We start from the raw sequence: 25,972 nt of genomic DNA, 5'->3' as shown, positions 1-25,972 counted from the left end.
CTCCTTTACGAATCCTCAGATAACCATGTTCTAAGTAACTTTGAAAATTCTTCTGGGTTTTGATTAGCTAAATGATTCAACTCTTTCATTTGTTTTTGATCATTTCGCTCTTCTCTTTCTTGAAACGGTACCGAATCAAATTCTTCATGATCGAGTCGTTCTGGTTGCTCATCAACAGCTAAATCAACAGCTTGTTTACGCGTCTTCAGCAAGACCATACTTAGCACGATGATAAACAATCCTAACACCCCAGCAACAATAATCATCCAAAGAGGAAGACCTTGCGCTTCTTCTGGTGCTTCTGCTTGAGCGGTCTCTGCAAATGGGATTGAAGAAATCGACACTCGGTTCGCAATAGGCTCATTTTCTCCATCCGCTGATGCTGGAATTGTTGTTTGCACGATTGTATCCAACATCGCAGTAATGTTTTCCATTTGTTGTGCCGGCAATTGTTGAACCCCTTCTGGCGGGTTAATCATGGCTTGAATACTTAAATCTCTTATTCGATAAGGACTTTCTACAATCTCTTTATGAATGCGATTAAACTCATAGTTAACCCGCTCTTCAGTACGCTCAGATTCACTATCACCGCCAGGTAAGCTTCCCGTATAATTCGGGATTTCATCTCCTGTCCCGGTGACGCCACCTTCACTAGCCCCAGTTCCCTCATAAAATTCTGTTACACGTTCTGCACTAACAGCTAAACCTTCCATATCTTCTTCATTAACTGGTTCTACTAAATCTTCCGTGCGCTGTTCTTGCGTAAAATCAATGTCGGTTGTGACAGAGACGATTGCATTATTCGGACCTACGACTGCATGAAGCAGCTGCATAATAGTTTGTTCTAAATCCGCTTCAACTTCTTGCTTGATTTCACGTTGAGATTGATAAGACCCCGTCGGTGACTGTTCTTCTTCTTGGTATGTATAATTCGTAAAGTTTGAATCAGATAAGACAATGTTTTCTAATGGTAAATTAGGTACGCTTCTCGCAATTAAATGGTAAAGCGCTTTTACTTGATTTTGATCTAATGTTGTTCCAGCCGCTAAATCTAACACAACTGCAGCAGTCGCTTCCTCTTGACCAGCGTTTAACCATACGCTATCTTCGGCTAACGTAATGACAACATTTGCATGTTGCACACCAGAGATGCTCCGAATTAATTCAGCTAATTCCGTTTGCATAAGAGACCGCTCAATAACAGTAAATTCATTATCTGTCATGCCAAAGCCCATTTGTTCTTGGAAAAAACTATAATCAATGCTGCCGCTTTGTGGTAAACCTTCAGCAGCTAACTCAACTTTTAAACGGTCCACCTCTTGTTCAGGAACAAGAATGGTTGTGCCATCGTTTGCGACTTCTGTCGTAATCCCTCGACCTTCCAACTCTTCTTGTATTTGACCTGCTTCAGCAAGTGATAGATTGCTATATAATGGCGCGTAGTTCGTCCGAAAACTTAATGCAATTAGCACAGCAATAATTAGCATAATGACAATAAAACTTGCAATAAGTAGACTTTTTTGTAATTTTGAACGCTCATTCCAAAGAAGTTTCATTTTTGATATTAACTCATTTACTTTCTCGCTCATGACGCCTCCATCTAGACATACCTTAGACTTGCATACGCATCATTTCTTGGTATGCTTCCACGACTTTATTTCTCACTTCAAGCGTTCCTTGCAATGCAACAGAAGCCTTATTCGCTGTAATCATCACATCATGTAAGTCAATTGGTTCTTTACGAGCCATCGCTTGTGTTGCTGCTGAAGATTGTAACTGGGCTTCATTGACTTTTTCTAACGCAGTCGTTAAAGCTTGTTGGAACGATTGTTCACCTGCGACTTCTGGTTTGACTTCGGTGCGCTGCGCTTGTCCAATTTGAAAAGGAGATTGAACGGATTGAATTTGCATGATCTTCTACCTACCTTCCGATCTCTAGCGATTTCATTAACATCCCTTTACTCGCTTGTAGTGCCGTTACATTCGCCTCATATGATCGAGTAGCACTTGTCATATCCACCATCTCTCGCGCAATGTCCACATTCGGCTTCGCAACGTAACCAAGCTCATTTGCATCTGGGTGTACAGGGTCATAAATAAGGCTTGGTGGTGTCCCGTCATTGACAATCACACGTGCAACAACCCCTTCATTCAATTGCGCTTTCGCTTGTTGAAGATGGTTCGCAAATGATTGCGGTTGTTGAACAACCATTTTTCGTTGATAAGGCTGCCATTCACCATTTACAAGCTGACCTCTTGTCGTATCCGCATTCGCAATATTACTCGATGATACATCCATTCTTAATCGTTGCAATGTTAAAGCAGAGCTAGAAACATTCATACTATCAAACATGCGTGAATCCCTCCTCTATCTACTTCCTCGAATTGCCGTTTCTAATGATTGAAAATTACTCGTTAATCGATCAACGAGTGCCTGATGGTAAAGTTGATTTTCAGCCATCAAACTCATTTGCTTATCAATGTCTACACTGTTTCCGTTATGATTGTATTGCTGCAGTTGCTGCTTCATGTTTTCTTGACTTATATGCGGCAATGGAAACGTCATATGACGATCGTCCGTCTTACGAGCCACAAACTCACTTCCATTCGCCTGAGCCGTTTGTAGGACATGTTGAAACGATGCTGACTTTTCTTTATAGTTCGGTGTGTCAACATTAGCAATATTTGAAGAGATCGCTTTTTGCTGATCTGTCGCGTACTGAAGCGCCCCTTCTAAAACTGATATCGATTGTGTGGTAAACATGTTTGCCTCCTATCCATTCGGAAAGATCATCCGTCCCGAATTTAAGCATATTTTACCAGTCCATTTATACATGATAAAATTTTACTAGTTATTTATGCTTTTGTCTAAGCACTTTTCAAATATTTTTGATTTTGAGCCCAAAGCACTAATGATTTTATGTTTAATATAGACTATATGCCTATAAATAAATCATAGAGCATACCTTTTAACCTAGATAATTTTTTCTATCTCTACTAAAAGAATGGAAATTGTACTAGATGATTGGAAAAACACCCTCCCCTATTCCAAAGACTTTAGCAACAAAAAAACGTGCTTGAATCATTTCTGATTCGAGCACGTCCTGACGATATCGATTTAGTTTTCTTTTAAACGATCTAATTCTACTAAAAACTTGTCATTTAATACTTTAATATACGTCCCTTTCATTCCTAGAGAACGAGATTCGATAACGCCTGCACTCTCAAGCTTACGAAGCGCATTTACAATTACAGAACGTGTAATGCCTACACGGTCGGCAATTTTACTTGCTACAAGAAGCCCTTCTCTGCCGTCAAGCTCTTCAAAAATATGCTCAACTGCTTCAAGTTCACTGTACGACAATGAACTAATAGCCATCTGCACAACCGCTTTGCTACGAGCTTCTTCTTCAATTTCTTGTGTTTTTTCATGAAGGATTTCCATTCCAACTACCGTAGCACCATATTCTGCTAAAATAAGATCATCATCACTAAAATGATTTTCTAGACGAGAAAGAATAAGAGAACCTAGACGCTGACCGCCACCTTTAATTGGCACAATCGTCGTTAAACCATTTTTGAAAATGTCGCGATTTTCAACAGGGAATGCCGTGTATTCGCTATCTACATCAATATTTGCTGACGTCTCTTCAATTTTAAATAGTCCTTCTGTATACTCTTCAGGAAATTGACGATCATCAAGCATTTTTTTCATACGATCATTTTCAATCTCTTCTTCAATTGAAAAACCAAGTAGCTTTCCTCTTCTACTTACAACGAAAACGTTTGATCCAATTGCTTCGCGCAATGTAATCGCCATTTCTCTAAAGTTAACATGCTGACCGCTTGTCTTTTGAAGCATCTCGTTAATTTTCCTTGTTCTTGTTAATAAATCCATTTTTTCATCTTCTCCTTAAAATTTAAAGTATAAATTGACTTAAATCCTGATTCTTTGCGATCGTTCCGAGCTTTTCTTCAACGTACTGTTCCGTAATCTCGAGACGTTCCATATTTACATTTGGCGCTTCAAAAGACAAGTCTTCTAATAATTTTTCTAAAAGTGTATGAAGTCGTCTAGCACCAATGTTCTCTGTTTCTTGATTCACTTGACTCGCAATCGTCGCAATCTTATGAACAGCTTTGTCTGAAAACGTAATTTCTATACCTTCTGTTTGCAAAAGAGCTTTATATTGCTTAATTAACGCGTTATCAGGCTCTACAAGAATACGGACAAAATCATCAACCGAAAGGCTGCCAAGTTCAACACGGATCGGAAAACGCCCTTGCAGTTCCGGAATAAGATCAGAAGGTTTTGCCATGTGAAATGCTCCAGCTGCAATAAAGAGAATATGGTCGGTTTTTACTGCGCCATATTTTGTAACGATTGTTGATCCTTCAACAATTGGTAAAATATCACGCTGGACCCCTTCTCTAGACACGTTTGCACCTTGATCATTTTTCCCAGCGACTTTATCGATTTCATCAATAAAGATCATGCCCACTTGCTCGGTTCGTTTAATCGCATCTTGCGTAACGTCATCCATATCGATTAGTTTCTGTGCTTCTTCTTCTGTTAGTACTACCCGAGCATCTGCAACAGACATTCGTCTTTTTTTCTTTTTCTTTGGCACCATATTCCCGAGCATTTCTTGCATATTCATGCCCATTTGTTCCATGCCCGCTCCACCTTGAAAAAGATCCATAAATCCTTGTGACTGTTCAGACACTTCAATCGTTACAGTTCGATCTTCTAACTCTCCATGAACGAGCTTCTCGTACATTTTCTTCTTAAGGTTAGCCCGGTTTAAATCTTCTTCATCGGTCTCTTCCTCTTGATCAGCTTCTTCGTTACCTGGAGATTGAAACAACATTTCAAAAGGGTTTTTGTAGTTGCTTTCCTTTTTCAATGAAGGAACAAGTAAGTTTATCAATTTTTTATCGGCTAATTCTTTCGCTTGTTCTCTGACAAGAGCCACCCGTTCTTCCTTAACGAGTCGAACACTCGACTCCACTAAATCACGAACCATTGATTCAACATCACGACCAACATACCCTACTTCAGTAAACTTAGTCGCTTCCACCTTTATAAAAGGCGCACCAACGAGCTTGGCTAACCGCCGCGCAATTTCCGTTTTGCCGACCCCAGTTGGTCCAATCATCAAGATGTTTTTTGGGGTAATCTCATCTCGCATGTCTTGGTCCAAGAGCGTTCGACGATAACGATTTCTAAGTGCGATCGCAACAGACCGTTTTGCTCCTTGTTGCCCGACAATATATTGATTTAATCGTTCCACAATTTGACTTGGCGTTAGTGAACTAGTCATTCCTACGTGCACTCCTTTGTCATGATTATAGTTAAAGCTCTTCTACAATAATTTGATCGTTTGTATACACACAAATTTCCGCTGCTGTCTTTAAAGCCGCTTCGGCGATTTCTTTTGCCGTTAATTGTGGAGCAAAGGTTTTAAGCGCACGTCCTGCACTTAATGCGTAATTCCCTCCAGAACCAATGGCTAAAATCCCGTCATCAGGCTGTATGACTTCACCCGTACCTGACACTAAAAGGAGGTCGTTTTTATCCATAACAATGAGCATCGCCTCAAGCTTTCTTAACACTCGATCGCTGCGCCACTCTTTTGCAAGCTCTACAGAAGCACGTTGTAAATTGCCGTTGTATTCTTCCAGCTTTGCTTCAAATTTTTCAAACAATGTAAATGCATCTGCTACAGAACCTGCAAAGCCTGCGACAACTTTTCCTCTGTAAAGCTTTCTCACTTTTCGGGCTGTATGCTTCATGACGACTGCGTTTCCAAGTGTAACTTGACCATCACCAGACATAGCAAACTGTCCGTTATGCGAAACAGCAAAAATGGTTGTTGCGTGAAAAGATTCCATTTCTCAACGCTCCTTTTTCATACTAGGCTCTTGGATGAAAATTTTTATAGACAGAATATAGCCGTTCTTTGCTGACATGAGTGTAAATTTGCGTTGTCTTTAAAGATTCATGACCAAGCAGTTCTTGAACCGTTCTTAAATCTGCTCCACCATTTAACAAGTGGGTCGCAAAAGAATGGCGTATGTCATGGGGGCTAATTCTTTTTTGAACAGCTGCTTGCTGTATTCGTTTTGCCACAATCTTCCGAATGCTTCGATCACTTAATTGGTTTCCTCTATTATTTAGAAACAGCGCTTCGGTGACACTTGTTTCCGTTAACAGTTTAGGTCTCGCTTGTTGCAAATAATCATGTAAAGCTGCTTCGGCTTTTTTTCCGAATGGAACGTATCGTTCTTTTCTACCCTTTCCAAAAACACGCACAGTCCCAGACTGCCAATGCACTTGTTCAAGATGTAACAAACTACATTCTGACACACGAATTCCCGTTGCGTAAAGCAGTTCAATAATGGCTTTATCACGGAAATCATATGGCGTAGTCGTTGGAAGTAGCCGAAGCCATTGATCCATCTCTTCTTCATATAAAAACCGGGGGAGCTTCGTCTCTTGTTTTGGTGTATGAGCATGTAAGAAAGGATTATCGGAAAGAACGTGCTCTCGTTCGAGAAATTTACCAAAGCTACGTAGGGATGATAACTTTCGAGCTATTGTACGTTTTGAATACCCTTTATCGACAAGTTCGCTAATAAAATAGCGTACATCTTGATGAACCAGCTCTTGTAAACGTTTTGAATCATGTGTAGACAAATAGGTATAAAATTGCTCAATATCTTTTGTATAATGCGTAACTGTCCATGAAGAACAATTTTTCTCTACTTCAAGATAACGAACAAACCAACTCAGCCATTGCGCTTCCTTGGATTCCACCATTTTGTCCTCCCTCTTAGAACTTATAAATTCTAACACAATTGCGGAACGTTAGGCAACAAAAGTCACATATCTTTCATAAAATTCTGAATTGACCCTAATGCCCGCTCTGCCAATGCTTCATAGCGTTCTTTTTTCACTTTTATCCGAACATTCATCGGAGGAACAAGTCCAAAGTTCGCATTCATCGGCTGGAAGTTATCTGGATTTGCTGTTGTAATATAAGCAGCCATACTTCCAATCATCGTTTCTTCAGGAAACGGTACTAATGTCTCACCAACGCTTTGTTTATACGCGTTAATCCCAGCTGTTAAACCTGCAGCGGCCGATTCAACATATCCTTCTACGCCAGTAATTTGCCCAGCAAAGAATAAATCGTCACGCTGTTTCGTTTGGTAAGTAGGACGTAATAATTTCGGTGAATTCAAGAACGTATTACGGTGCATCACACCATAACGAACGATATCCACATTCTCCAAGCCTGGAATCATTCGAATCACTTCTTTTTGTGGTCCCCATTTTAGATGAGTCTGGAATCCGACGATATTAAACAACGTTCCAGACAAATTGTCTTGTCTCAGTTGAACAACCGCATATGGACGCTTCCCTGTTTTCGGATCCTCTAAACCTACAGGCTTAAGCGGTCCAAAAAGCATGGTTTTTCGTCCTCTACCTGCCATAACTTCAATTGGCATACAGCCTTCAAAGAAAATTTCTTTTTCAAATTCTTTTAAAGGAACCGTTTCGGCTGCGATGAGTGCATCGTAAAAGCGATTAAACTCTTCTTCTGTCATTGGACAGTTCAAATAAGCTGCTTCACCTTTATCGTATCGACTTTTTAAATAAACTTTGTCACGGTCAATGGTTTCAGCGTCAAGAATAGGTGCTGCTGCATCATAAAAATAAAGCGATTCTTCACCTGTTAACGCACGTAATTGGTCCGATAACGCTTTCGATGTTAGTGGACCTGTTGCAATAATCGTTGGGCCATCCGGAATTTCTGTTAGTTCTTCGTTTACAACAGTGACATTTGGATGCTCTTTTACATAATTTGTTACGCGAGCAGCAAAATCATGTCGATCCACAGCCAGTGCGCCACCAGCAGGAACCGCTGCTTCATCGGCCGCTTTAATAATAACTGAATCCAAACGACGCATTTCTTCTTTAAGTACACCAACTGCATTAGCTAGTGAATTTCCTCTTAATGAATTGCTACATACAAGTTCAGCAAACTTGTCCGTATGATGCGCAGGCGTTTGTTTGACTGGTCGCATCTCATACAATCGGACTTTGCCACCGCGCTTTGCAATTTGCCACGCCGCTTCACTTCCAGCAAGTCCTGCACCAATTACGTGTATTTCTTTTTGATCTGTCATCTTCATTCCCCTTTAAACGAAAAAACTCGTGAATAAACATTCAATAACGTAACGTTTGTCAGCGTAAAGGTATACCGCTCACATTTATTCATTCATAGAAACGCCTTCACTCCTCGGTAGAGTGAAGGCTCATCATTTGATCGTACTCATATCATAGTATCTTTACTCATTGATTTCAACTAATAGCTACTACAAAACGATAAATTTCGACATTTTACTGTTTTTCTTCCTCATAATCACATGAAGTACAGGCGACGAATACACCTTTTTTTGATTTCTTTTCGACTAGCAAGCTTTCACACTTCGGACATGGTCGTGCAATTGGTTTATCCCATGAGACAAATTCACATTCTGGGTACCGGTCACATCCGTAAAAGATTCGGCGTTTCTTGCTTTTTCGTTCAACAATATTGCCTTCTTTACAGGTCGGACATGTGACGCCAATGTCTTTTACAATTGCTTTTGTATTTCGGCAATCTGGGAAGTTTGAACATGCCATGAATTTGCCGTAGCGCCCCATTTTGTAGACCATTTCATGCCCGCATTTTTCGCAATCTTCCCCTGCAGGTTCATCTTTAATCTCGACTTCTTCCATCTCTTCTTCCGCAACTTCAAGTCTTTTCTCAAAGCTCTTGTAAAATTGGTCAATAATCTCAATCCAATTGTCTCGACCATCTTCAATGCTATCAAGATCTTCTTCCATCTTTGCAGTGAATTCAACATCGAGAATTTCCGGGAAGAATTCAACGATTAAGTCTAAGACGATTTCGCCTAATTCAGTCGGTACAAATCGCTTTTCATCTAAAGCGACATAACCACGACGTTGAATTGTATCCAAGGTTGGTGCGTACGTAGATGGCCGTCCTATTCCAAGTTCTTCTAAAGTCTTTACAAGCCTTGCTTCTGTGTAGCGCGGCGGTGGCTGTGTAAAGTGCTGGTTAGGCGTGAGCTCTTCTTTTTGTACCGTTTCATCTTCTTTTAAATCCGGCAATAAGCGATCTTCTTCTTTTTTATTATCATCATTGCCTTCAATATACACTTTCATAAAACCAGGAAACTTTAGTTTTGACCCATTCGCTCGGAAAAGAACGCCGTTGTTTTCTAAATCAACCGTCATCGTATCCATCACGGCTGGAGCCATTTCACTGGCTACAAGACGCTCCCAAATCAAGCGATATAAACGCAGTTGATCACGGGATAGATACTCTTTCACTTGCTTTGGTTCATGCAAAACAGACGTTGGTCGAATGGCTTCGTGCGCATCTTGCGTTTTTTTATCTTGTTTCTGCTTTTGTGCTTCTTTTTTCGTATACTCTTCGCCATACGTTTGTTGAATATAGTCATACGTTTCTTGTTTAGCAGTGTCTGATATTCTTGTTGAGTCTGTTCTCATATACGTAATAAGACCAACAGTACCTTGCTTGCCTAAGTCGATCCCTTCATACAACTGCTGCGCGATTAACATGGTTTTCTTTGCTCTGAAATTAAGTTTTCGAGCAGCCTCCTGTTGAAGCGATGACGTGGTAAACGGAGCGACGGGATTTCGTTTACGCTCACGTTTTTTCACTTCCGCTATACGAAAATCTTTTCCATTAAGTGTGTTTAATACATGGTTCACTTCATCTTCGGTTGCTAATGTTTCTTTGTTTCCTTTTATACTGTGGAATCGCGCTTCAAATTGTTCCTTGCCATACATAAATTGGCCTTGAATACTCCAATACTCTTCCGGTGTAAAAGATTGAATTTCTTTTTCACGATCCGTAATGAGTTTAACGGCTACAGATTGCACACGGCCAGCGCTCAATCCTTTTTTTACTTTCTTCCATAATAAAGGTGAAATGTTGTAGCCTACTAATCGATCTAAAATACGTCTTGCTTGCTGCGCATCCACTAAGTCCATATTAATGGGTCTTGGTTGTTTAAACGCATCTTTAATCGCATTTTTAGTGATTTCATTAAATACAACACGACAATCGGAATGTTCATCTATATTTAGACTGTGGGCCAAATGCCATGCGATGGCTTCCCCTTCACGATCCGGGTCAGCCGCAAGATAAATGCGTTTGGCTTTTTTTGCCGCTGTTTTTAATTCTTTTAACACTGGACCTTTTCCGCGTATTGTAATGTAACGAGGCTCATAATTTTCTTCTACACTAACGCCCATTTGGCTTTTAGGTAAATCTCTCACATGACCCATAGAAGCTTTTACGACATACTTCTTACCTAAATACTTACCAATGGTTTTGGCTTTAGCGGGAGATTCCACGATTACTAAATAATCGGACATGTAAAGCAACTCCCTCATCTTAGTTTCTCTATTTATGAATTAAATCTTCCTCATTATTAAACAGACTTTCCCCGTTTGTCAAACCGAACTTCCTACAATTAACAAAATCGTTGTTCTTCGATAGAATTCGACATAAAGCTCGGCATGCATTCAAATAAAGCCCTTTCATGATAGAGGCAATAAGCTCCTTGGCTAATTAACCAATTCGCCCCTTCAGATTCTAAAGAATAAATGGAGCCAGGTAAAGCAAAAACATGTCTTCCTTGTTCAAGTGCACAGTCTGCGGTAATAAGGGAACCACTTTTTTGTTTGGCTTCAATTACAATTGTTGCATAGGAGAGACCGCTTATAATGCGGTTCCGCATAGGGAAATGCCATTTTTGCGGTTTAACGTGTGGAGGATACTCAGAGATCGTTAGCAGGGCTGTAGATGGGGATTCTTCCATAAATAATTTACTCCCAACTGGGTAAGGGTGCTCAAAACCAGACGCAGTCACTGCAATGGTCGAACCACCTGCCTTTATTGCAAAACGGTGTGCATGAGCGTCAATTCCCCGTGCCATGCCACTCACAATCGTCACGTTTGCTTCGGTCAATACCTTTGTTAAAGATTCGACTGCGTGTGCCCCGTAGCTTGTAGGTGAACGTGAACCTACGAGCGCAATTTTTTTTGTAGCTAAAAGCTGAAGGTTTCCTTTGCCATACAGAAGAACAGGAGGATCATAAATCTCTGCTAATAATGAGGGGTAAGAAGGATCATCTAGTTGGAGAACGTGGATATCTTGCTGTTGGAGCTTCGAAACATATGCTTCAGGGGTTGAGTGGGCGATCCAGTGCAGGAGTTTTGTGAGTGTTGGCTCTTTTACTTGAAGAACGTTACGAATTGTTGCCACTGAGGCTGTATAGATTTTCGTTATGTTGGGGTCCCATGTTAATAAACGTTTCCAACAAGCCATTTGGTTATAAAGCACTGCATTTACGTGGACAAGGCGAATTAAGCGAGGGTCGATTCGATTCAGTCCTTTCTGAAATTAGTAGAGAAAACCCCTTGCAAGATCGCAAGGAGTTTCAAAGACGTCTTAGTGCGTGACACTTTTGTCATAGATATCGTTTGCTTTCAAAGATTCAATGAGTGTTTCACCCATAACAGATGGTGTTGCTGCAACACGAATGCCGCATGCTTCCATTGTTTTAATCTTCTCTTCAGCTGTTCCTTTACCACCAGAAATAATTGCGCCAGCATGGCCCATACGCTTTCCTGGAGGAGCTGTTTGACCACCAATGAATCCAACAACAGGTTTGTTCATATTTGCTTTAACCCACTCTGCTGCTTCTTCTTCAGCGGTACCACCGATTTCACCAATCATAATAACCGCATACGTATCAGGATCATCATTAAAAAGTGATAAGACATCAATGAAGTCTGTACCGTTTACAGGGTCTCCACCAATTCCAACAGCAGAAGACTGACCAATGCCAGCTGTAGAAAGTTGGTGCACCGCTTCATACGTAAGGGTACCAGAACGAGAAACCACACCAATGTGACCTTTTTTGTGAATGTATCCAGGCATAATGCCAATTTTACATTCGTCTGGAGTGATGACACCAGGACAGTTTGGCCCTATTAATCTCGTTTTCTTTCCGTCCATGTAACGTTTCACATTCACCATGTCGATTACCGGAATGCCTTCTGTAATGCAGATTGCAAGATCCAACTCCGCATCCGTTGCTTCCATGATTGCATCTGCTGCAAACGCTGGTGGCACATAAATAACCGTTGCATTTGCACCTGTTGCTTTCACTGCTTCTTCAACCGTGTTGAATACTGGAACGCCTTCGATTTCTGTTCCACCTTTACCAGGTGTCACGCCACCAACGATGTTCGTACCATATTCTAGCGCTTGCTTCGTATGAAACAAACCAGTAGCGCCAGTAATTCCTTGAACAATGACTTTCGTCTCTTTATTAATTAAGATGCTCATTCGTCTAGCTCCACCCTTCTATTTCACTAAAGCTACAATTTTTTGTGCGCCATCAGCCATTGAATCAGCGGCTGTAATGTTTAAGCCTGAATCTTTTAGAAGCTGCTTACCAAGTTCCACATTTGTTCCTTCTAAGCGGACAACTAATGGGATATCAAGACCGACTTCTTTTGTAGCAGTAATGACACCTTCAGCGATGATGTCACATTTCATGATACCACCAAAAATATTAACAAAAATTCCTTTTACGTTTTCATCAGAAAGGATTAGTTTGAATGCTTCTGTAACTTTTTCAGCTGTCGCACCGCCCCCTACGTCAAGGAAGTTTGCGGGATCACCATGATAATGTTTAATGATGTCCATTGTCGCCATCGCAAGGCCAGCACCATTCACCATGCAGCCGATGTTACCGTCTAATGCAATATAGTTTAAATCATGCTTAGAAGCTTCGATTTCTTTTACATCTTCTTCTTCCAAGTCACGTAGTTCAACGATGTCTTTATGGCGGTAAAGGGCATTTGAGTCAAAATTAAATTTCGCATCAAGCGCCATAACTTTGCCATCACCTGTTGTAACAAGAGGGTTAATTTCTGCAATGGATGCGTCTTTATCAACAAAGACTTTATATAAGCCCATCATAAATTTAACCGCTTGACCAACAAGTTCTTTTGGAATGTTTATGTTAAAGGCAACACGTCTTGCTTGAAATCCTTGTAAGCCAACAGCTGGATCAATCACTTCTTTAAAGATTTTCTCAGGTGTCGCTTCAGCAACCTCTTCAATCTCTGTTCCACCTTCTTCAGAAGCCATTAGCACAACGCTTGATGTAGCGCGATCAACTACAAGTCCAATATAGTACTCGTTTTTAATGTCGCAGCCTTCTTCAACTAGTAAGCGCTTTACTTCTTTTCCTGCTGGTCCTGTTTGGTGTGTAACAAGTGTTTTCCCTAGAATGTCATCCGCATATGTACGAACGTCATCCAAGTTTTTTGCGACTTTAACGCCACCGGATTTTCCACGTCCGCCCGCATGAATCTGCGCTTTTACGACAGATACAGAAGAACCAAGTTCCTTTGCCGCTTCTACTGCTTCGTCAACAGAGAATGCTACTTTACCGTTTGGAACGGCAACTCCGTAAGAACGAAGAATTTCTTTACCCTGATACTCATGGATATTCATTCTCTCTCCAGCCTCCTGTTATATCGTACATCCAACGCTCATGTACGAGAATTTTCGTTACTAAGACGAAATCCTTTTTCATTTTAGCACTTTTTTTCGTTCTTGTGGAGGGGTAAACGCTATCATTCCGACAATTTCATTTCTTTTCTTCTTTATTCTCCTTTTTTTCGCTTTTTTTCTCATTATTGTCTTTCTTTTCAAACAGCTTTTTAAATCCCTTTGCTTGCTGATCTTGTTGAACGCTCGGTTGAAGGTGACCGAATTCACCTGAAAACTCTTCTTGATGCTTTTGTTTTTTTGTCATACGAAAAACGCCTCCTATTCTCCTCTTAATATGAGCAAAATAGGGGCATTTATGTAGCGCTTTTACAGCTTGATATCAATTGGACGTCGATGTTTTTTCTGTTCATTTTTCAAAGCGAAATAAGCATAAATAATTTGGAAAGAAGGGTCATTGGCATAGTCGTTTTGATACCTTTTTACTAGCTGAAACATGGCACCACTCTGCTGCTCATCACTTCTGTTTCCGTCCTTATTCACGCTTTTTTCGAAGATATTTTGTTGCTTGAGCCATTGTTGTAGCTTATTTGTCATCGTCTGAACATTTAGAGTCTGGTTTCCCACTAACCAAATCCATTTGAGATGTTCCGGGGTTACCGATACACTCCAATGACGTTTACACGCTACTACGGCTTCACATAGTTGTTTACGGGTTCGGCGCTCTTTTTTTCTTAATGATTCTAGCTCGTCCAACAGCTGCTGAGTGAAAGGTGTATGGGTATAATGAAAAACCGTTAATAGTTCTTTATTCACCTTTAAATAATCGCTTAAAACCGAAATAGAGTCGGATGGCACAACCATTTGTAGCGTTAAAACAGGTGTCACGTGTTTGATACGAAACCAATAGCGCTTGTCTACTTCTAAAGATGCATCTAAAGAAGCAACAAGTCGTTGATGTTGAATCGTTATAGCCGCAAGCTTTTCTTTTGGATAAAGCATCGTAACCGTACCGACAATATATTGATTAACGGCCCACTGACTAGTCATGTCGTGCATGTCGCTTTCACTACCTCCTTTATTCAGCCACATCCTTTGAATGAATCAACGAACCTGCCCGCTCTAGGACCGGTTTAAAAGAACGGCGATGTTCACGCGTTAGTCCGTACGACTGGAGCGCTTCTAAATGCTTTTTTGTTCCGTATCCAGCATGATCATCAAACCCATATTCCGGATAGGTTTTCGCCAGTTCCTCCATATAACCGTCGCGCCAGACTTTTGCCAATACCGAGCTAGCAGCGATTGAGATACTTTTTGCATCCCCTTTTATTAATGATCGCTGCGGTGTGTCAAGCTTAAGTTCAATCGCATCTAATAGAAGAAAATCCGCTGCTGCCTGTAGTTGTTGGATCGCCTCGGTCATTGCTTTTTTTGTCGCTAATAAAATGTTTGTTTCATCAATCTCTTGTGCGGACACGCTGACGATCTGATAGGCGATTGCATGTTGTTTTATGTAGACAGCGTATTGTTCGCGCTTTTCTTTCGATAATTTTTTTGAGTCGGTCAACCCTAACAGTTTAAAATCAGCTGGCAATATAACAGCCGCTGCTGTAACGGGACCAGCTAAAGGACCTCGTCCTACTTCATCTACACCACAGATCAACGCATACCCATTATCCCTTAATTCTTGTTCATGAAGGCTCATTTCAACGTGCATGGTCTCCAATTGTTTTGTTTGCGCCAACGCTCGATCGTATTTTTTTAGTAACGCTTGCACACCTTTTCGTTCGTCTAGTCGCAGACGGTTTACCTCTTCATTTGTTAGTTCTTCATTATTTAATTGTTCTTTTATCGTTGAAATCGAAATCACGTGTTTTTGCCCCTTAATCATTCAAAATATATGCTATAGTAAAACAAGATTCTAAGAATAGGAGTTCATATGTATGGCCTTAACAGAAGGGATCATCCTTATCCTGATCGGCTTTATTGCCGGTATTATAAACACCGTATCTGCAGGAGGCTCTCTATTAACACTCCCCTTACTACTTTTTGTCGGGCTGCCTGCTACAGAAGCCAATGCAACAAATCGCGTAGCTATTGTCGCGCAAAGCATCACGTCGATCATCACATTTAAACAAAAACAGTCGCTTCAATTAAAGCGACATGCAGCGATTTACATCGCAGCTGCTACCGGAGCAGCGTTTGGGGCATTATCGGCTTTGTCCATAAGTGACCAAGTCTTTATCCTAATCTTAGCGCTTACTATGATTACATCGATTGTTTTTTTAATTTGGAATCCGATTCAAGCAGTAGATCAATCTGTTGTCCTCACTCCAATTATTTCTTTTATTGGTCTCGCTTTATTTGGATTTATTGGGTTTTACAGCGGTTTTATTCAAGTTGGTGTCGGCTTTTATATTATGATTCTAGCAATCTTACTATATAAAAAATCGTTCGCTGAAGCAACATTAATCAAAATCATGATTGTTGGAATTTCTGTCTCGCTTTCCCTTGTTATCTACGCTGTTAATGGCCAAGTAAATTGGCTAGTTGGAATTGTTTTGGCTATCGGAAACATTGGTGGTGCGTTTCTCGGAAGTCGGATGGTGTTAGGGAAGCATACACAGTGGATTCGCATTGTGTTGATCGTCACTGTTCTTATTTTGGCGATTCGCTTAATGGTTGAATTTTTCTCGTAAAGAAAAAAAGCACAGTTGGTCCATTGACCTTCGTGCTTTTTTCTTTTCCTAGCTATTCATGTTCAGGGACGTTTTCCAACGTCATCCGTCCAATCGTGCCGCTTCGTAATTCCCGCAGAACAAGCTCTGCCGTGCGGTCATAATCGATCAGACCTCCGCGTAGAATACAGCCTCTTTTGCGTCCAATTTCATCAAACAACGCCCCAATATCTTCCGTGTCTACGTCTTCACTAATATCGTAACGCTTTTGCAACTGCGCAGGATACGCCTGCATACAGAAACGGAGCACAAATGCTGCCACATCACCATAATCAAGAATTTCATCTTTAATTGCACCTGTAGCGGCTAGTCGAAAACCTACTTCCTGATCTTCAAACTTCGGCCATAAAATCCCTGGTGTATCGAGTAAATCTAAACTCGTTCCCACTTTAATCCACTGTTGCTGCTTTGTTATACCAGGACGGTCGCCTACTTTTGCTTGCCGCTTATTAACAAGACGATTAATAAATGTTGATTTACCAACATTTGGTATTCCTAAAATAACGGCTCGTAACGCTCTTGGCTTCATCCCTTTTGCTTCCCATTTTTTGTATAAATCCTTTGCTAACGACTGGCATGCAGGGACAATTTTTTTTACTCCTTGCCCTGTTTGCGAATTTACTTCCACAACAGCATGGCCTTGGCTTTCGAAATATTGCTTCCAACGCTCTGTTTGCTTCGGATCGGCTAAGTCCGATTTATTTAATAAAATAAGGCGTGGTTTATTTTGAACAAGTTCATCAATAACAGGGTTTTGCGAAGACAAAGGAATTCGCGCATCTAACAATTCAATGACCACATCAATCATTGAAAGCTTTTCATTTATTTCTCTGCGGGCTTTTGCCATATGCCCTGGGTACCATTGAATGGTTTTCATCATTACACCTACTTACTAATCTACAATTGATATATTTTCAAATGGATAAAAAATGACATTTGCTTTGCCAATGACATCCTCTTCCGATACAAGTCCAATGGCTCGACTGTCTTTGCTTAAACGACGGTTATCTCCCATTACAAAATAAAATTTTTCTGGAATCACAGCTTCACCAGTAATCTCTTGGAGCGTGAAATCACCTGTTAACGGTTGACCGTGATAAAGGGTTCCTTTAAGACTGTCTAAATAAGGTTCCTCCACAGCTTCTCCATTAATATATAAGGTATCCTCACGATAGACAAGCTCATCTCCTGGTAAGCCAATTACGCGTTTAATATAATTCTTTCCTTCAGGGGCATGAAAGACAATAATATCAAATCGATCTGGCTGCGAGAAGGTATATTCGATTTGATTGACAATCATCTTGTCTCCCGAATCAAGCGTTGGCTGCATCGAGTGGCCATCTACCACAATCGGCGCCAACAAAAACATGCGGACAACAACGGTAGTCATTAATGCAATAGTGAGTATCTTCGCCCACTCAACAAGATTTGTGCGACTCTTCATATCGCGCCCCTCCCTTGCCTTTATCATACCATGTTTATTATGCGCTGGTCATCGGTTATATGAAAGAAGCACTCACAAATGCGAAACCATGTCTTCATACGCTGGCCGAGCAAAAAAAACTTCGTATTCATAGGAAAGAAACGGTCGTTCCATTCGCTGTACACAATCTGAAAAATTTCCTTCAATTGAGCTAAAGGACAGAAGTGACACATCTTCAATCAAACCTATGTGGGTCAGCAAGTCATTTCCGGTCCAACAGAAAAATACGAGATCCCCTTTTCGAGGGCTGTCTACCACCCGTCCTCGTTTTTCTAAAGCTGAAAATAATTGACGGCATGAGGCATACTTTCCATAGACCGCCGACAATATTCCTGCTTGATGCATCACCCAAGAAATAAAAGTCGCACACCATGGATACTCGTCTCCATTTTTAACCGAGCCATAGTACCAGTCATTGTATTTGATTTGATTAATTGGTTCTTCCTCTAACCCGATTTGTGACTGTGCAATTGATAAAACAGTTTGTACACTTGACATCTTTTCCCTCCGTTTCACATAAACGTTCTTCATCGGTTTAGTGTATGCAGAAGCGGTTAATATGCCTGTCCTTTTACCTATTAGCAGTTTTATACCCGACAAAAAAACGTTCCTTCTAGAAGGAACGTTCTTTTCGTTTACAGCACGGCATGCCGTTATAACGTTTTGATTAGCGACGAATTTCTTTAATACGTGCTTTTTTACCACGTAGGTTACGTAGGTAGTAAAGTTTCGCACGACGTACGCGTCCTTGACGCTTCACTTCGATCTTTTCGATCTTCGGTGAATGTAGTGGGAATGTACGTTCAACACCTACACCATAAGAGATTTTGCGTGCAATAAACGTCTCACTGATACCAGTACCACGACGCTTAATGACAACACCTTCAAATAACTGAATACGCTCACGTGTACCCTCAACAACTTTTACGTGAATTGAAAGAGTATCACCAGGACGAAAATCAGGATGATCAGTACGCAACTGCTCAGTAGTGATTTCTTTAATCAGGTTGCTCATCGTATCGTTCCCTCCTTCCCAACAGACACTCATGCTTCATAAAGCAGCGGAATATCGTAATCTTACTAATGATTCATCATTAGTCACAACAATCATCATAGCATAAACACCGATTGGAAACAACTAGTCTGTTAAATTCTTTGAAGTTTTGGTAGCCCTAAAATAGAAAAGATTATTTCTAGTTGTGCCATGACCAGTCCCGTTAGTTTCAGTCTTCTTTTTTGTTGCTCTGGCGACGCTTTTATGACTGGACATTGCGCATAAAAACGATTGTAAAGACTCGCTAATTCGAATGCATACGTACAAAGTAAATTTGGCTCTAGTTCACTAACACCACGCTCCATAGCCAAAGTCCAACCAGCAAGATGTTTTAAAATCGCTCGTTCCGTATCTTCTGCTTCGACAAATGAATACCCTTGAGACTTGAGTCCCTCTTGTTGTGCTTTTTGCGTGATGCTGTTTGCCCGAGCATAAGTGTAAATTAAATAGATCCCTGTATTCCCAGTTACTTGCGTTGCTTCCTCTAAGTCAAATACAATATCTGACGTTGTGTTGTAGCGAAGCATATTGTAACGAATAGCGGCAAAAGTAAGGGCTTCGATTGTTGCATCGTTCGCTTGCGGACTTTGAGTGCGAATCGCTTCTTTCATTTCTTCAATCAATTCGCTTATCTTAATACCGATGCCTTTTCGTCCTGACATTGCGTATACATCTTTACCTTCTACAGTTTCAAGGCCTAAAGTGGATGCTGTCTTTTTACTTAAAGAGACTACACCGTAAGAAACATGCTTCAGTTGATCTGCTTGTTGTTCATAGCCAACTGCATGCAATGCTTGTTTTACGACTTTTTGCGGGTATTCTTGACGGTAATCAATGACATTAATGACTGTATCAGCGCGTCCAAAAGATTGCGCTTGTCCATCGGCCGCGGTTGTCCATAACGTATCTGTTTTTTTCTTATAAGAAAAGTCGTTCTCTAGCAAGCCAAACTTCCACATATGGTACGCAATATCCTTAGCTGTATACGTCAATACTCCGTTAGACCGTACTAACACTTTATCAGCTAGATACTCAGATGAGTGGTCATCTTGTTCTTCTCCTGTTCGAATGACCCAGCAACCTGCTTGCGTCCCTTCTTGTTGCTTAAAAAACACATCTGTTGTTTGCAAGGTTTCAAACGCTTTTTGCCAAAAACCATTGCGGACGATGTCTCTTTCCCATACGAGCAAATCGTATGAAATATCGAATTGACCCATTTCTTCTACATGCTCCATAGATAGTTTGTCGGCCACTGCATAACCGAGCCACGACACGCTGTTATTCCCTTCTTCAAGCTTATGTAGTACGTCATCTCTCGTTTCGGTCGAGCGCTCTCCTTTATCGTACAGTTGGTTCAAAGATGAATAGACATCCCAACAATAGTCGCCAAAACGGACAGCAGGTTTATCTGATTCAATATGTAGGAGAGCCGTTAATGTATCTGCAAGCTGATTACCTAAATCATCAATATAGTTATGGGTTTCAACTTGGTTTCCATCATATCGTATCATGCGTGCAAGAGTGTCACCGATACAAGCGTTACGAAGATGACCAATGTGAGCAGATTTATTTGGATTAATGGACGTATGTTCGATCACAACTTTTCGCTGTTGATCTGATTTAAGTTGGTTCATGTCAAATGTGACTTGTTCCCAAGCGACAAAAAAATTAATAAATCCAGGCTTTACAACATCAATTTGCTTAACAGGTAACTGCTTTTCTTCTAACTTCAATTTCAACTCATGAGCAAGATCAAATGGATTTTTTCGTGCGACTCGCGCAAGCTTCAGCGCAATATTTGTAGCATAATCGCCGTGGGATAATTGCGCGGGTTGTTCGATTTCAATCTGGATCTCTGTAGAGTAAGAAGCGACAATATCGTCAATCGCTTGTTGTAAAACCTGCCCTATGTTCATCGTTGTTTCTCCTTTATGCTATGGTTTGTTTTGCTCGTCTTTTAGCTGTTGAATAAATGCCTCATCTTCCTTCGTTAATGAATAGACGTCAAGTAAATCTGGGCGCCGATGAAACGTTCTCCGTAAAGACTCTTTTCTGCGCCAGTCTTCAATCTTTTCGTGATGGCCAGATAACAATACGTCTGGTACATCCATGCCACGAAATGTAGCGGGTCGCGTATAATGAGGATGCTCCAAAAGCCCCGTAGAGTATGAATCGGTTATGGCAGAATCATCATTTCCGAGCACACCAGGAAGTAAACGTGTAACGCTATCTGCAATAACCATCGCACCTAATTCACCGCCAGTTAAGACAAAATCTCCAATTGATACTTCGTCCGTTACGAGGAATTGCCGTACGCGCTCATCAAATCCTTCATAGTGCCCACACAGAAACACTAGATGTTCTTCGTTTGCAAATTCTTCAGCTTTTGCTTGAGTAAATCGCTCGCCTTGCGGACAAAGCAACACAACTCTCGGTTTCGTTTCCTGTTGCTCCGTAATCTGATTCACAGCATCAAATATCGGCTGGGGGGTCAGCACCATTCCAGCTCCACCACCATACGGATAGTCATCCACTTTCTTGTGCTTATTTTCAGTGAATCCGCGAAAATCAATTGCGCGAAAGGAAACAACGCCTTTTTCTTGTGCTTGTTTTAAAATTGATGATCCAAACACCCCTGAAAACATTTCCGGGAATAATGTTAATATATCAATTTTCATCAATCGTCTAACCCTTCCATTACGTGAACTTTCACAACGCTTGCTTCAAGATCGACTTCTTTTATCACCTGTTCAATATATGGAAGAAGTAAGTCTTTTTTGCCTGAGCGTTGTACTACCCACACATCATTTGCCCCTGTTTCAATAATGTCTGTAATCGTCCCCAGATCATTTCCCTCTTCATCAGTAACCCGACAGCCGATGATCTCATGGTAATAAAACTCGTGCTCTTCAAGTTCACTTAAGAGCTTTTCAGATACATACAGGTAGTTTCCTTTAAAGCCCTCTACCTCATTTATATTCGTGTAGCCTTCAAACGTCAGCAAATCGAAAGTCTTATGCTTACGATGGCTTGCGACTTGTAGCATCGTTCCTTTTTCTTCTGGTCGACCGGCTACTTTTAGTTGCGATCCAATTGCAAATCGCTCTTCTCCAAAATCAGTATTTGCTAATACTCTTACTTCTCCACGAACACCGTGTGTATTTACAAGTCTTCCAACATTAAACCATTGTGTCATGTGTCTTTGTTCTCGCTTTCTCTAATTTCATGTATCATGCCATCTTTTACAACAATCGTCAACGGCGCTTGTGCTGAAACCCACTTTTCACCTACAGCTACATCGACTAACACATCTGTGTATTCAACAAATACTTCTGTGCCGTCCGCTAAATGATGTAGTTGTTCGGATTTAAACTGGATTGACTGTAGCTTATCTTGCCGTTTTTTAATTTCTGAATCGAATCTTTCTTTCAGTGAAGGTGCTGTTTGTGCGGATGCTTTTTTTTGGGCACGCTGAAGTTGAAATTCTAGCTGCTTCACTTCTTTTTCATATTGCGCTTGTTCCTCTTGGAATGATTGTGCCAATTCCTGACGTTTCTTTTCAGTCAATACGTGTTTGACAGATGCTTTCCGGATGCATTTCATCACACATTCCTCCTATGCAAAAAAAAGGGTGAGGTTTCCCTCTCCCTTTTCAATCAGCAATATCGAGTCGTACCCGCTCATGTTGTTTGTTTGCAGCATAAAGCACTGAACGAATCGCCTTCGCTGTTTTGCCTTGCTTTCCAATCACTTTTCCCATATCATCTGGATGGACAGAAAGACGTAAAACCGTTGTTCTTTCCTCTTGCGCTTCTTCGACTTGCACAGCATCAGGGTAATCCACTAATGATTTCGCAATATGTTCAACCAAAGCTTTCATCCATTTGATCCTCCTTAGGAGTGATTATTTAGCGTTTTTTTCGTTGTGAAGCTTTTCCATAAGACCTGCATTTGAGAACAAGTTACGAACTGTATCAGAAGGCTTCGCACCTTTTAACATCCACTCAAGTGCTTTATCTTCTTTGATCTCCACTTTAGCAGGTTGAGCGATTGGATTATATGTTCCAATCTCTTCAATGAATCGTCCATCACGTGGGAAACGAGAATCTGCAACTACTACACGGTAAAATGGGGCTTTTTTAGAACCCATACGCTTTAATCGAATTTTAACAGCCATTAGCTGTACACCTCCAAATAATATTAAACACAATTTTTAATCATATCATTAATGATACGTTCGGACAAGGTTTTTTTAAATCAGTACGATTTAAAATGGGAGTTTAAACCCACCGAGACCTTTACCTCGTTTTTTCCCTTTTCCAGCTTGCATACCCGACATTTGTTTCATCATCTTCTTCATATCTTCAAATTGTTTCAATAAGCGGTTCACGTCCTGAATGGTCGTACCGCTTCCTTTCGCAATTCGCTTCCGACGACTTCCATTAATCACAGCGGGATCACGCTTTTCAAGGGGGGTCATTGATTTAACAATCGCTTCAACTCGAACAAGTTGGTTTTCATCAACTTTTAAATCTTTCATACCCTTTTTGTTCATACCTGGCATCATACCAAGTAAATCTTCTAACGGGCCCATGCTTTTGACTTGTTCTAACTGCTCTAAAAAGTCATCAAATGTAAAGTCCATTGTCCGCAATTTCTTCTCTAGTTCTTTTGCTTTTTCTTCATCTACATTTGTTTGTGCTTTTTCAATAAGAGAAAGAACATCTCCCATCCCTAAAATCCGGGATGCCATTCGCTCTGGGTGGAACGCTTCGAGCTGGTCGATCTTTTCCCCCATACCTGCGAATTTAATCGGCGTGTTCGTTACCGCTTTAATCGAGATTGCGGCACCTCCACGGGTATCGCCATCAAGCTTCGTTAAGACTGCGCCTGTCACATCTAGCTGCTCATTAAAGCTTTCCGCTACGTTGACAGCGTCTTGACCTGTCATGGAGTCAACCACAAGTAAAATTTCATCAGGCTTGACCGTTTCCTTAATGTCCGAGAGCTCGGTCATTAACGTTTCGTCAATATGCAAGCGCCCAGCAGTATCAAGAAGAACATAATCATGGTGCTCTTCTTTTGCCTTTTGAACCGCTTGTTTCGCAATTTCAACGGGACTTACTTGATCGCCTAGTGAAAACACAGGCATGTCAAGCTGTTTACCAAGCGTTTCTAACTGCTTAATTGCGGCAGGACGGTAGACATCACAAGCAACCAAAAGTGGCTTACGATTGTGGTTTTTGCGTAGATGGTTCGCAAGTTTTGCCGTAGTTGTTGTCTTACCAGCACCTTGCAACCCAACCATCATCACAATCGTTGGTGCTTTTGAGGCAACTGCAATTTTGCTCTGTTCAGAGCCCATTAATGCCGTTAACTCTTCATTCACCACTTTGATGACTTGTTGCCCTGGCGTTAAGCTTTTCATGACTTCTTGACCTAACGCTTTTTCTTTCACACTCGCAATAAACTGCTTCACGACTTTGAAGTTAACATCTGCTTCAAGAAGAGCTAAGCGAACTTCACGCATCATTTCTTTGATGTCTTGTTCACTTACTTTTCCTTTTCCGCGGATTTTGGTTAACGTATCTTGCAGGCGTGCGGCGAGTCCTTCAAATGCCAATAAAATCGCCTCCTACGTCCTAATCAAGTTTCTCTAATTGATCCGTCAGTTCATTCAACAGCTGCTCTCTATCGTCCTCTTTAGCGTATTCGCGTAAACGCGATACAATCGAACGACGGGCTTCAAACTTTTCTAACAAACCAAGCTTTGCCTCATAATCTTCAAGCATCGTTTCCGTTCGTCGAATGTTATCATACACTGCTTGGCGGCTCACTTCATATTCATCAGCAATCTCACCAAGCGAATAGTCATCTAAATAATAACGGGTCATGTAGTTTTGCTGTTTTTCCGTTAATAAGGGCTGATAAAAATCAAACAAGTAGTTCATGCGTAACGTCTTATCGAGCACGGTCATTTCTCCTTGTTAAGTCAATTCCCTTTACGATTAAACATGTTACAACATCAACGTTCTGCTGTCAAGTTTTTATCTTAACAACATAATTAACTACGCTTCGTTCGATTCAATCATGTCTTTAAAAAGGCCATAAACGAACTGTTCCGCATCAAATGGCTGTAAGTCGTCTTTTTGCTCACCTAGCCCAATAAATTTAACAGGGATGTCGAGTTCTTGCCGAACTGCAATAACAATTCCCCCTTTGGCTGTTCCATCGAGTTTTGTAAGAACTAAGCCTGTCACATCCGTCGATTGTCCAAATGCTTTTGCTTGTGCTAAAGCATTTTGACCTGTGGTCGCATCAAGCACGAGCAAGACTTCGTGAGGCGCGCCAGGCACTTCTCGCTCAATAACACGTTTCACTTTTGCAAGTTCGTTCATCAAATTGACTTTGTTTTGTAGTCGCCCAGCTGTATCACAAATAAGCACGTCCGCTTGCCTTGATTTTGCCGCTGCCACCGCATCATACATGACCGCTGCTGGGTCTGACCCGGCTTGCTGTTTAATGACAGGCACACCGACTCGTTCTCCCCAAACGTCGAGTTGTTCAATCGCCCCAGCTCGAAACGTATCGCCAGCTGCTAGCACAACGGATTTCCCTTGACTCTTTAAAAGATGCGCCAGTTTACCAATGGACGTTGTCTTGCCAACTCCGTTCACACCAACAACGAGAATAACAGACAACTCGTTTTCTTTCAGGTTTAACCCTGCATCGTCTCCATCTTTTTCAAGCAGGCCAGCAAGCTTTTCTGAGATAACTGGCTGGATTTCGACCGTGTCTTTAATATTGCGTAGACGAACTTCATCTTTTAACTCATCAACAAGTTCCATTACATTCGTCACACCGACATCTGCACTAATTAACAGTTCTTCTAGCTCTTCAAAAAAGTCTTCATCGACTTTCCTGTAGCGAGCAACAAGTTCGTTCATCTTTCCTGAGAAGCTCGTTCTCGTTTTCTCTAAACCACTCTTAAATTTTTCTGATACATCGGTTGTTTGCTGTGTCATCTTATCTTTTAATTTTTTAAAAAAGCTCATT

Annotated in this window: 30 protein-coding genes; 1 reads left to right on the top strand and 29 read right to left on the bottom strand. The window is 41.0% G+C overall.

Features of this window, described 5'->3' with window-relative positions:
• Positions 1-5: 5 nt before the first annotated feature.
• The 16 genes from fliF to ACE1TH_RS04255 form a co-directional block, all read right to left on the bottom strand.
• Positions 6-1,589, bottom strand: coding sequence for a flagellar basal-body MS-ring/collar protein FliF (fliF, locus tag ACE1TH_RS04330; protein ID WP_099301067.1), 1,584 nt, complete (start codon positions 1,587-1,589; stop codon positions 6-8).
• A gap of 22 nt (positions 1,590-1,611) precedes the next feature.
• The gene (fliE, locus tag ACE1TH_RS04325; protein ID WP_099301068.1) at positions 1,612-1,911 is read right to left on the bottom strand and encodes a flagellar hook-basal body complex protein FliE; all 300 of its coding nucleotides are present in this window, start codon (positions 1,909-1,911) and stop codon (positions 1,612-1,614) included.
• A gap of 10 nt (positions 1,912-1,921) precedes the next feature.
• The gene (flgC, locus tag ACE1TH_RS04320; RefSeq protein WP_375078415.1) at positions 1,922-2,353 is read right to left on the bottom strand and encodes a flagellar basal body rod protein FlgC; all 432 of its coding nucleotides are present in this window, start codon (positions 2,351-2,353) and stop codon (positions 1,922-1,924) included.
• Positions 2,354-2,368: 15 nt separating this feature from the next.
• A complete protein-coding gene (flgB, locus tag ACE1TH_RS04315) occupies positions 2,369-2,764 on the bottom strand; it encodes a flagellar basal body rod protein FlgB (protein WP_099301070.1) in 396 nt (131 codons plus the stop codon).
• Between the two features lie 354 nt (positions 2,765-3,118).
• Positions 3,119-3,898 (bottom strand): GTP-sensing pleiotropic transcriptional regulator CodY, encoded by a 780-nt coding sequence (gene codY, locus ACE1TH_RS04310; protein WP_099301071.1) that lies wholly within the window; start codon positions 3,896-3,898, stop codon positions 3,119-3,121.
• Between the two features lie 22 nt (positions 3,899-3,920).
• Positions 3,921-5,324 carry an ATP-dependent protease ATPase subunit HslU gene (gene hslU, locus ACE1TH_RS04305; RefSeq protein ID WP_099301072.1) on the bottom strand — a complete coding sequence of 468 codons (1,404 nt, stop codon included), beginning with the start codon at positions 5,322-5,324 and terminating at the stop codon, positions 3,921-3,923.
• 31 nt (positions 5,325-5,355) lie between these two features.
• Positions 5,356-5,895 (bottom strand): ATP-dependent protease subunit HslV, encoded by a 540-nt coding sequence (hslV, locus tag ACE1TH_RS04300; RefSeq protein WP_099301073.1) that lies wholly within the window; start codon positions 5,893-5,895, stop codon positions 5,356-5,358.
• Positions 5,896-5,917: 22 nt separating this feature from the next.
• Positions 5,918-6,823 (bottom strand): tyrosine recombinase XerC, encoded by a 906-nt coding sequence (gene xerC, locus ACE1TH_RS04295; RefSeq protein WP_255223357.1) that lies wholly within the window; start codon positions 6,821-6,823, stop codon positions 5,918-5,920.
• Positions 6,824-6,885: 62 nt separating this feature from the next.
• Positions 6,886-8,196: an FADH(2)-oxidizing methylenetetrahydrofolate--tRNA-(uracil(54)-C(5))-methyltransferase TrmFO gene (gene trmFO / locus ACE1TH_RS04290; protein ID WP_099301075.1), complete on the bottom strand. Its 1,311-nt coding sequence runs from the start codon at positions 8,194-8,196 to the stop codon at positions 6,886-6,888.
• A gap of 214 nt (positions 8,197-8,410) precedes the next feature.
• Positions 8,411-10,483, bottom strand: a complete 2,073-nt coding sequence (gene topA / locus ACE1TH_RS04285; RefSeq protein WP_099301076.1) for a type I DNA topoisomerase — start codon at positions 10,481-10,483, stop codon at positions 8,411-8,413.
• 98 nt (positions 10,484-10,581) lie between these two features.
• Positions 10,582-11,439 (bottom strand): DNA-processing protein DprA, encoded by an 858-nt coding sequence (gene dprA, locus ACE1TH_RS04280; RefSeq protein WP_099301077.1) that lies wholly within the window; start codon positions 11,437-11,439, stop codon positions 10,582-10,584.
• 123 nt (positions 11,440-11,562) lie between these two features.
• Positions 11,563-12,465 (bottom strand): succinate--CoA ligase subunit alpha, encoded by a 903-nt coding sequence (gene sucD / locus ACE1TH_RS04275; RefSeq protein WP_099301078.1) that lies wholly within the window; start codon positions 12,463-12,465, stop codon positions 11,563-11,565.
• A gap of 18 nt (positions 12,466-12,483) precedes the next feature.
• Positions 12,484-13,644, bottom strand: coding sequence for an ADP-forming succinate--CoA ligase subunit beta (gene sucC, locus ACE1TH_RS04270; protein WP_375078414.1), 1,161 nt, complete (start codon positions 13,642-13,644; stop codon positions 12,484-12,486).
• A gap of 136 nt (positions 13,645-13,780) precedes the next feature.
• Entirely contained in the window at positions 13,781-13,948 is a 168-nt protein-coding gene (locus ACE1TH_RS04265; protein WP_176554257.1) for a hypothetical protein, read from the bottom strand.
• A 62-nt stretch (positions 13,949-14,010) separates the two neighbouring features.
• The gene (locus ACE1TH_RS04260) at positions 14,011-14,700 is read right to left on the bottom strand and encodes a hypothetical protein (protein WP_375078413.1); all 690 of its coding nucleotides are present in this window, start codon (positions 14,698-14,700) and stop codon (positions 14,011-14,013) included.
• Positions 14,701-14,719: 19 nt separating this feature from the next.
• Positions 14,720-15,511 (bottom strand): ribonuclease HII, encoded by a 792-nt coding sequence (locus tag ACE1TH_RS04255; RefSeq protein WP_375078412.1) that lies wholly within the window; start codon positions 15,509-15,511, stop codon positions 14,720-14,722.
• Between the two features lie 73 nt (positions 15,512-15,584).
• Here ACE1TH_RS04255 and ACE1TH_RS04250 point away from each other — a divergent pair, with 73 nt between their 5' ends.
• Positions 15,585-16,340, top strand: coding sequence for a sulfite exporter TauE/SafE family protein (locus ACE1TH_RS04250; protein ID WP_255223360.1), 756 nt, complete (start codon positions 15,585-15,587; stop codon positions 16,338-16,340).
• 52 nt (positions 16,341-16,392) lie between these two features.
• On the opposite strand, the gene ylqF is transcribed toward ACE1TH_RS04250, so the two are convergent.
• From ylqF to ftsY, 13 genes are all read right to left on the bottom strand, one after another.
• Positions 16,393-17,256 (bottom strand): ribosome biogenesis GTPase YlqF, encoded by an 864-nt coding sequence (gene ylqF / locus ACE1TH_RS04245; protein WP_099301083.1) that lies wholly within the window; start codon positions 17,254-17,256, stop codon positions 16,393-16,395.
• Between the two features lie 15 nt (positions 17,257-17,271).
• Entirely contained in the window at positions 17,272-17,823 is a 552-nt protein-coding gene (gene lepB / locus ACE1TH_RS04240) for a signal peptidase I (RefSeq protein WP_176554258.1), read from the bottom strand.
• A 72-nt stretch (positions 17,824-17,895) separates the two neighbouring features.
• Positions 17,896-18,360, bottom strand: a complete 465-nt coding sequence (locus ACE1TH_RS04235) for a CHAP domain-containing protein (protein ID WP_176554259.1) — start codon at positions 18,358-18,360, stop codon at positions 17,896-17,898.
• A gap of 169 nt (positions 18,361-18,529) precedes the next feature.
• Entirely contained in the window at positions 18,530-18,877 is a 348-nt protein-coding gene (gene rplS / locus ACE1TH_RS04230) for a 50S ribosomal protein L19 (protein WP_099301086.1), read from the bottom strand.
• Positions 18,878-19,008: 131 nt separating this feature from the next.
• Positions 19,009-20,832 carry an arginine--tRNA ligase gene (locus ACE1TH_RS04225; RefSeq protein WP_375078411.1) on the bottom strand — a complete coding sequence of 608 codons (1,824 nt, stop codon included), beginning with the start codon at positions 20,830-20,832 and terminating at the stop codon, positions 19,009-19,011.
• Between the two features lie 18 nt (positions 20,833-20,850).
• Entirely contained in the window at positions 20,851-21,594 is a 744-nt protein-coding gene (trmD, locus tag ACE1TH_RS04220; RefSeq protein ID WP_099301088.1) for a tRNA (guanosine(37)-N1)-methyltransferase TrmD, read from the bottom strand.
• On the bottom strand, positions 21,594-22,112 hold the full coding sequence (gene rimM, locus ACE1TH_RS04215; protein ID WP_255223363.1) for a ribosome maturation factor RimM: 519 nt from the start codon (positions 22,110-22,112) through the stop codon (positions 21,594-21,596). Before rimM ends, trmD begins: the two co-directional genes overlap by 1 nt.
• On the bottom strand, positions 22,109-22,519 hold the full coding sequence (locus ACE1TH_RS04210) for a YlqD family protein (RefSeq protein WP_099301090.1): 411 nt from the start codon (positions 22,517-22,519) through the stop codon (positions 22,109-22,111). Before ACE1TH_RS04210 ends, rimM begins: the two co-directional genes overlap by 4 nt.
• A gap of 49 nt (positions 22,520-22,568) precedes the next feature.
• Complete coding sequence (locus tag ACE1TH_RS04205; protein ID WP_099301091.1) at positions 22,569-22,796, bottom strand: KH domain-containing protein; 228 nt, start codon at positions 22,794-22,796, stop codon at positions 22,569-22,571.
• 24 nt (positions 22,797-22,820) lie between these two features.
• Positions 22,821-23,093 (bottom strand): 30S ribosomal protein S16, encoded by a 273-nt coding sequence (rpsP, locus tag ACE1TH_RS04200; protein ID WP_099301092.1) that lies wholly within the window; start codon positions 23,091-23,093, stop codon positions 22,821-22,823.
• Between the two features lie 90 nt (positions 23,094-23,183).
• Entirely contained in the window at positions 23,184-24,539 is a 1,356-nt protein-coding gene (gene ffh, locus ACE1TH_RS04195; protein ID WP_099301093.1) for a signal recognition particle protein, read from the bottom strand.
• A gap of 19 nt (positions 24,540-24,558) precedes the next feature.
• Positions 24,559-24,894, bottom strand: coding sequence for a putative DNA-binding protein (locus tag ACE1TH_RS04190; protein WP_375078410.1), 336 nt, complete (start codon positions 24,892-24,894; stop codon positions 24,559-24,561).
• A 90-nt stretch (positions 24,895-24,984) separates the two neighbouring features.
• Positions 24,985-25,971 (bottom strand): signal recognition particle-docking protein FtsY, encoded by a 987-nt coding sequence (gene ftsY / locus ACE1TH_RS04185; RefSeq protein ID WP_375078409.1) that lies wholly within the window; start codon positions 25,969-25,971, stop codon positions 24,985-24,987.
• Between the last annotated feature and the right edge of the window lies 1 nt (position 25,972).

Origin of the sequence: Shouchella sp. JSM 1781072 (genome assembly GCF_041949915.1) — a bacterium.
Taxonomy (GTDB): Bacteria; Bacillota; Bacilli; order Bacillales; family Bacillaceae_D; genus Shouchella.
Note: the sequence above shows the minus strand (reverse complement) of the source record. Positions and strands in the feature narration are given on the sequence as shown.

What these genes read in the sequence shown, in the direction of transcription:
- flgB (WP_099301070.1), bottom strand. Translation starts at nt 2,764, where the DNA reads ATGTTTACCACACAATCGATATCAGTTTTAGAAGGGGCGCTTCAGTAC.
- trmFO (WP_099301075.1), bottom strand. Translation starts at nt 8,196, where the DNA reads ATGACAGATCAAAAAGAAATACACGTAATTGGTGCAGGACTTGCTGGA.
- ylqF (WP_099301083.1), bottom strand. Translation starts at nt 17,256, where the DNA reads ATGAAAACCATTCAATGGTACCCAGGGCATATGGCAAAAGCCCGCAGA.
- ACE1TH_RS04250 (WP_255223360.1), top strand. Translation starts at nt 15,585, where the DNA reads ATGGCCTTAACAGAAGGGATCATCCTTATCCTGATCGGCTTTATTGCC.
- fliE (WP_099301068.1), bottom strand. Translation starts at nt 1,911, where the DNA reads ATGCAAATTCAATCCGTTCAATCTCCTTTTCAAATTGGACAAGCGCAG.
- flgC (WP_375078415.1), bottom strand. Translation starts at nt 2,353, where the DNA reads ATGTTTGATAGTATGAATGTTTCTAGCTCTGCTTTAACATTGCAACGA.
- lepB (WP_176554258.1), bottom strand. Translation starts at nt 17,823, where the DNA reads ATGAAGAGTCGCACAAATCTTGTTGAGTGGGCGAAGATACTCACTATT.
- rplS (WP_099301086.1), bottom strand. Translation starts at nt 18,877, where the DNA reads ATGAGCAACCTGATTAAAGAAATCACTACTGAGCAGTTGCGTACTGAT.
- ACE1TH_RS04260 (WP_375078413.1), bottom strand. Translation starts at nt 14,700, where the DNA reads ATGCACGACATGACTAGTCAGTGGGCCGTTAATCAATATATTGTCGGT.
- ACE1TH_RS04235 (WP_176554259.1), bottom strand. Translation starts at nt 18,360, where the DNA reads ATGTCAAGTGTACAAACTGTTTTATCAATTGCACAGTCACAAATCGGG.
- ACE1TH_RS04265 (WP_176554257.1), bottom strand. Translation starts at nt 13,948, where the DNA reads ATGACAAAAAAACAAAAGCATCAAGAAGAGTTTTCAGGTGAATTCGGT.
- ftsY (WP_375078409.1), bottom strand. Translation starts at nt 25,971, where the DNA reads ATGAGCTTTTTTAAAAAATTAAAAGATAAGATGACACAGCAAACAACC.
- dprA (WP_099301077.1), bottom strand. Translation starts at nt 11,439, where the DNA reads ATGGCTTGTTGGAAACGTTTATTAACATGGGACCCCAACATAACGAAA.
- ACE1TH_RS04205 (WP_099301091.1), bottom strand. Translation starts at nt 22,796, where the DNA reads ATGAAAGCTTTGGTTGAACATATTGCGAAATCATTAGTGGATTACCCT.
- codY (WP_099301071.1), bottom strand. Translation starts at nt 3,898, where the DNA reads ATGGATTTATTAACAAGAACAAGGAAAATTAACGAGATGCTTCAAAAG.
- fliF (WP_099301067.1), bottom strand. Translation starts at nt 1,589, where the DNA reads ATGAGCGAGAAAGTAAATGAGTTAATATCAAAAATGAAACTTCTTTGG.
- trmD (WP_099301088.1), bottom strand. Translation starts at nt 21,594, where the DNA reads ATGAAAATTGATATATTAACATTATTCCCGGAAATGTTTTCAGGGGTG.
- sucD (WP_099301078.1), bottom strand. Translation starts at nt 12,465, where the DNA reads ATGAGCATCTTAATTAATAAAGAGACGAAAGTCATTGTTCAAGGAATT.
- ACE1TH_RS04210 (WP_099301090.1), bottom strand. Translation starts at nt 22,519, where the DNA reads ATGAAATGCATCCGGAAAGCATCTGTCAAACACGTATTGACTGAAAAG.
- sucC (WP_375078414.1), bottom strand. Translation starts at nt 13,644, where the DNA reads ATGAATATCCATGAGTATCAGGGTAAAGAAATTCTTCGTTCTTACGGA.
- rpsP (WP_099301092.1), bottom strand. Translation starts at nt 23,093, where the DNA reads ATGGCTGTTAAAATTCGATTAAAGCGTATGGGTTCTAAAAAAGCCCCA.
- topA (WP_099301076.1), bottom strand. Translation starts at nt 10,483, where the DNA reads ATGTCCGATTATTTAGTAATCGTGGAATCTCCCGCTAAAGCCAAAACC.
- ACE1TH_RS04225 (WP_375078411.1), bottom strand. Translation starts at nt 20,832, where the DNA reads ATGAACATAGGGCAGGTTTTACAACAAGCGATTGACGATATTGTCGCT.
- rimM (WP_255223363.1), bottom strand. Translation starts at nt 22,112, where the DNA reads ATGACACAATGGTTTAATGTTGGAAGACTTGTAAATACACACGGTGTT.
- hslU (WP_099301072.1), bottom strand. Translation starts at nt 5,324, where the DNA reads ATGACTAGTTCACTAACGCCAAGTCAAATTGTGGAACGATTAAATCAA.
- ACE1TH_RS04190 (WP_375078410.1), bottom strand. Translation starts at nt 24,894, where the DNA reads ATGACCGTGCTCGATAAGACGTTACGCATGAACTACTTGTTTGATTTT.
- xerC (WP_255223357.1), bottom strand. Translation starts at nt 6,823, where the DNA reads ATGGTGGAATCCAAGGAAGCGCAATGGCTGAGTTGGTTTGTTCGTTAT.
- hslV (WP_099301073.1), bottom strand. Translation starts at nt 5,895, where the DNA reads ATGGAATCTTTTCACGCAACAACCATTTTTGCTGTTTCGCATAACGGA.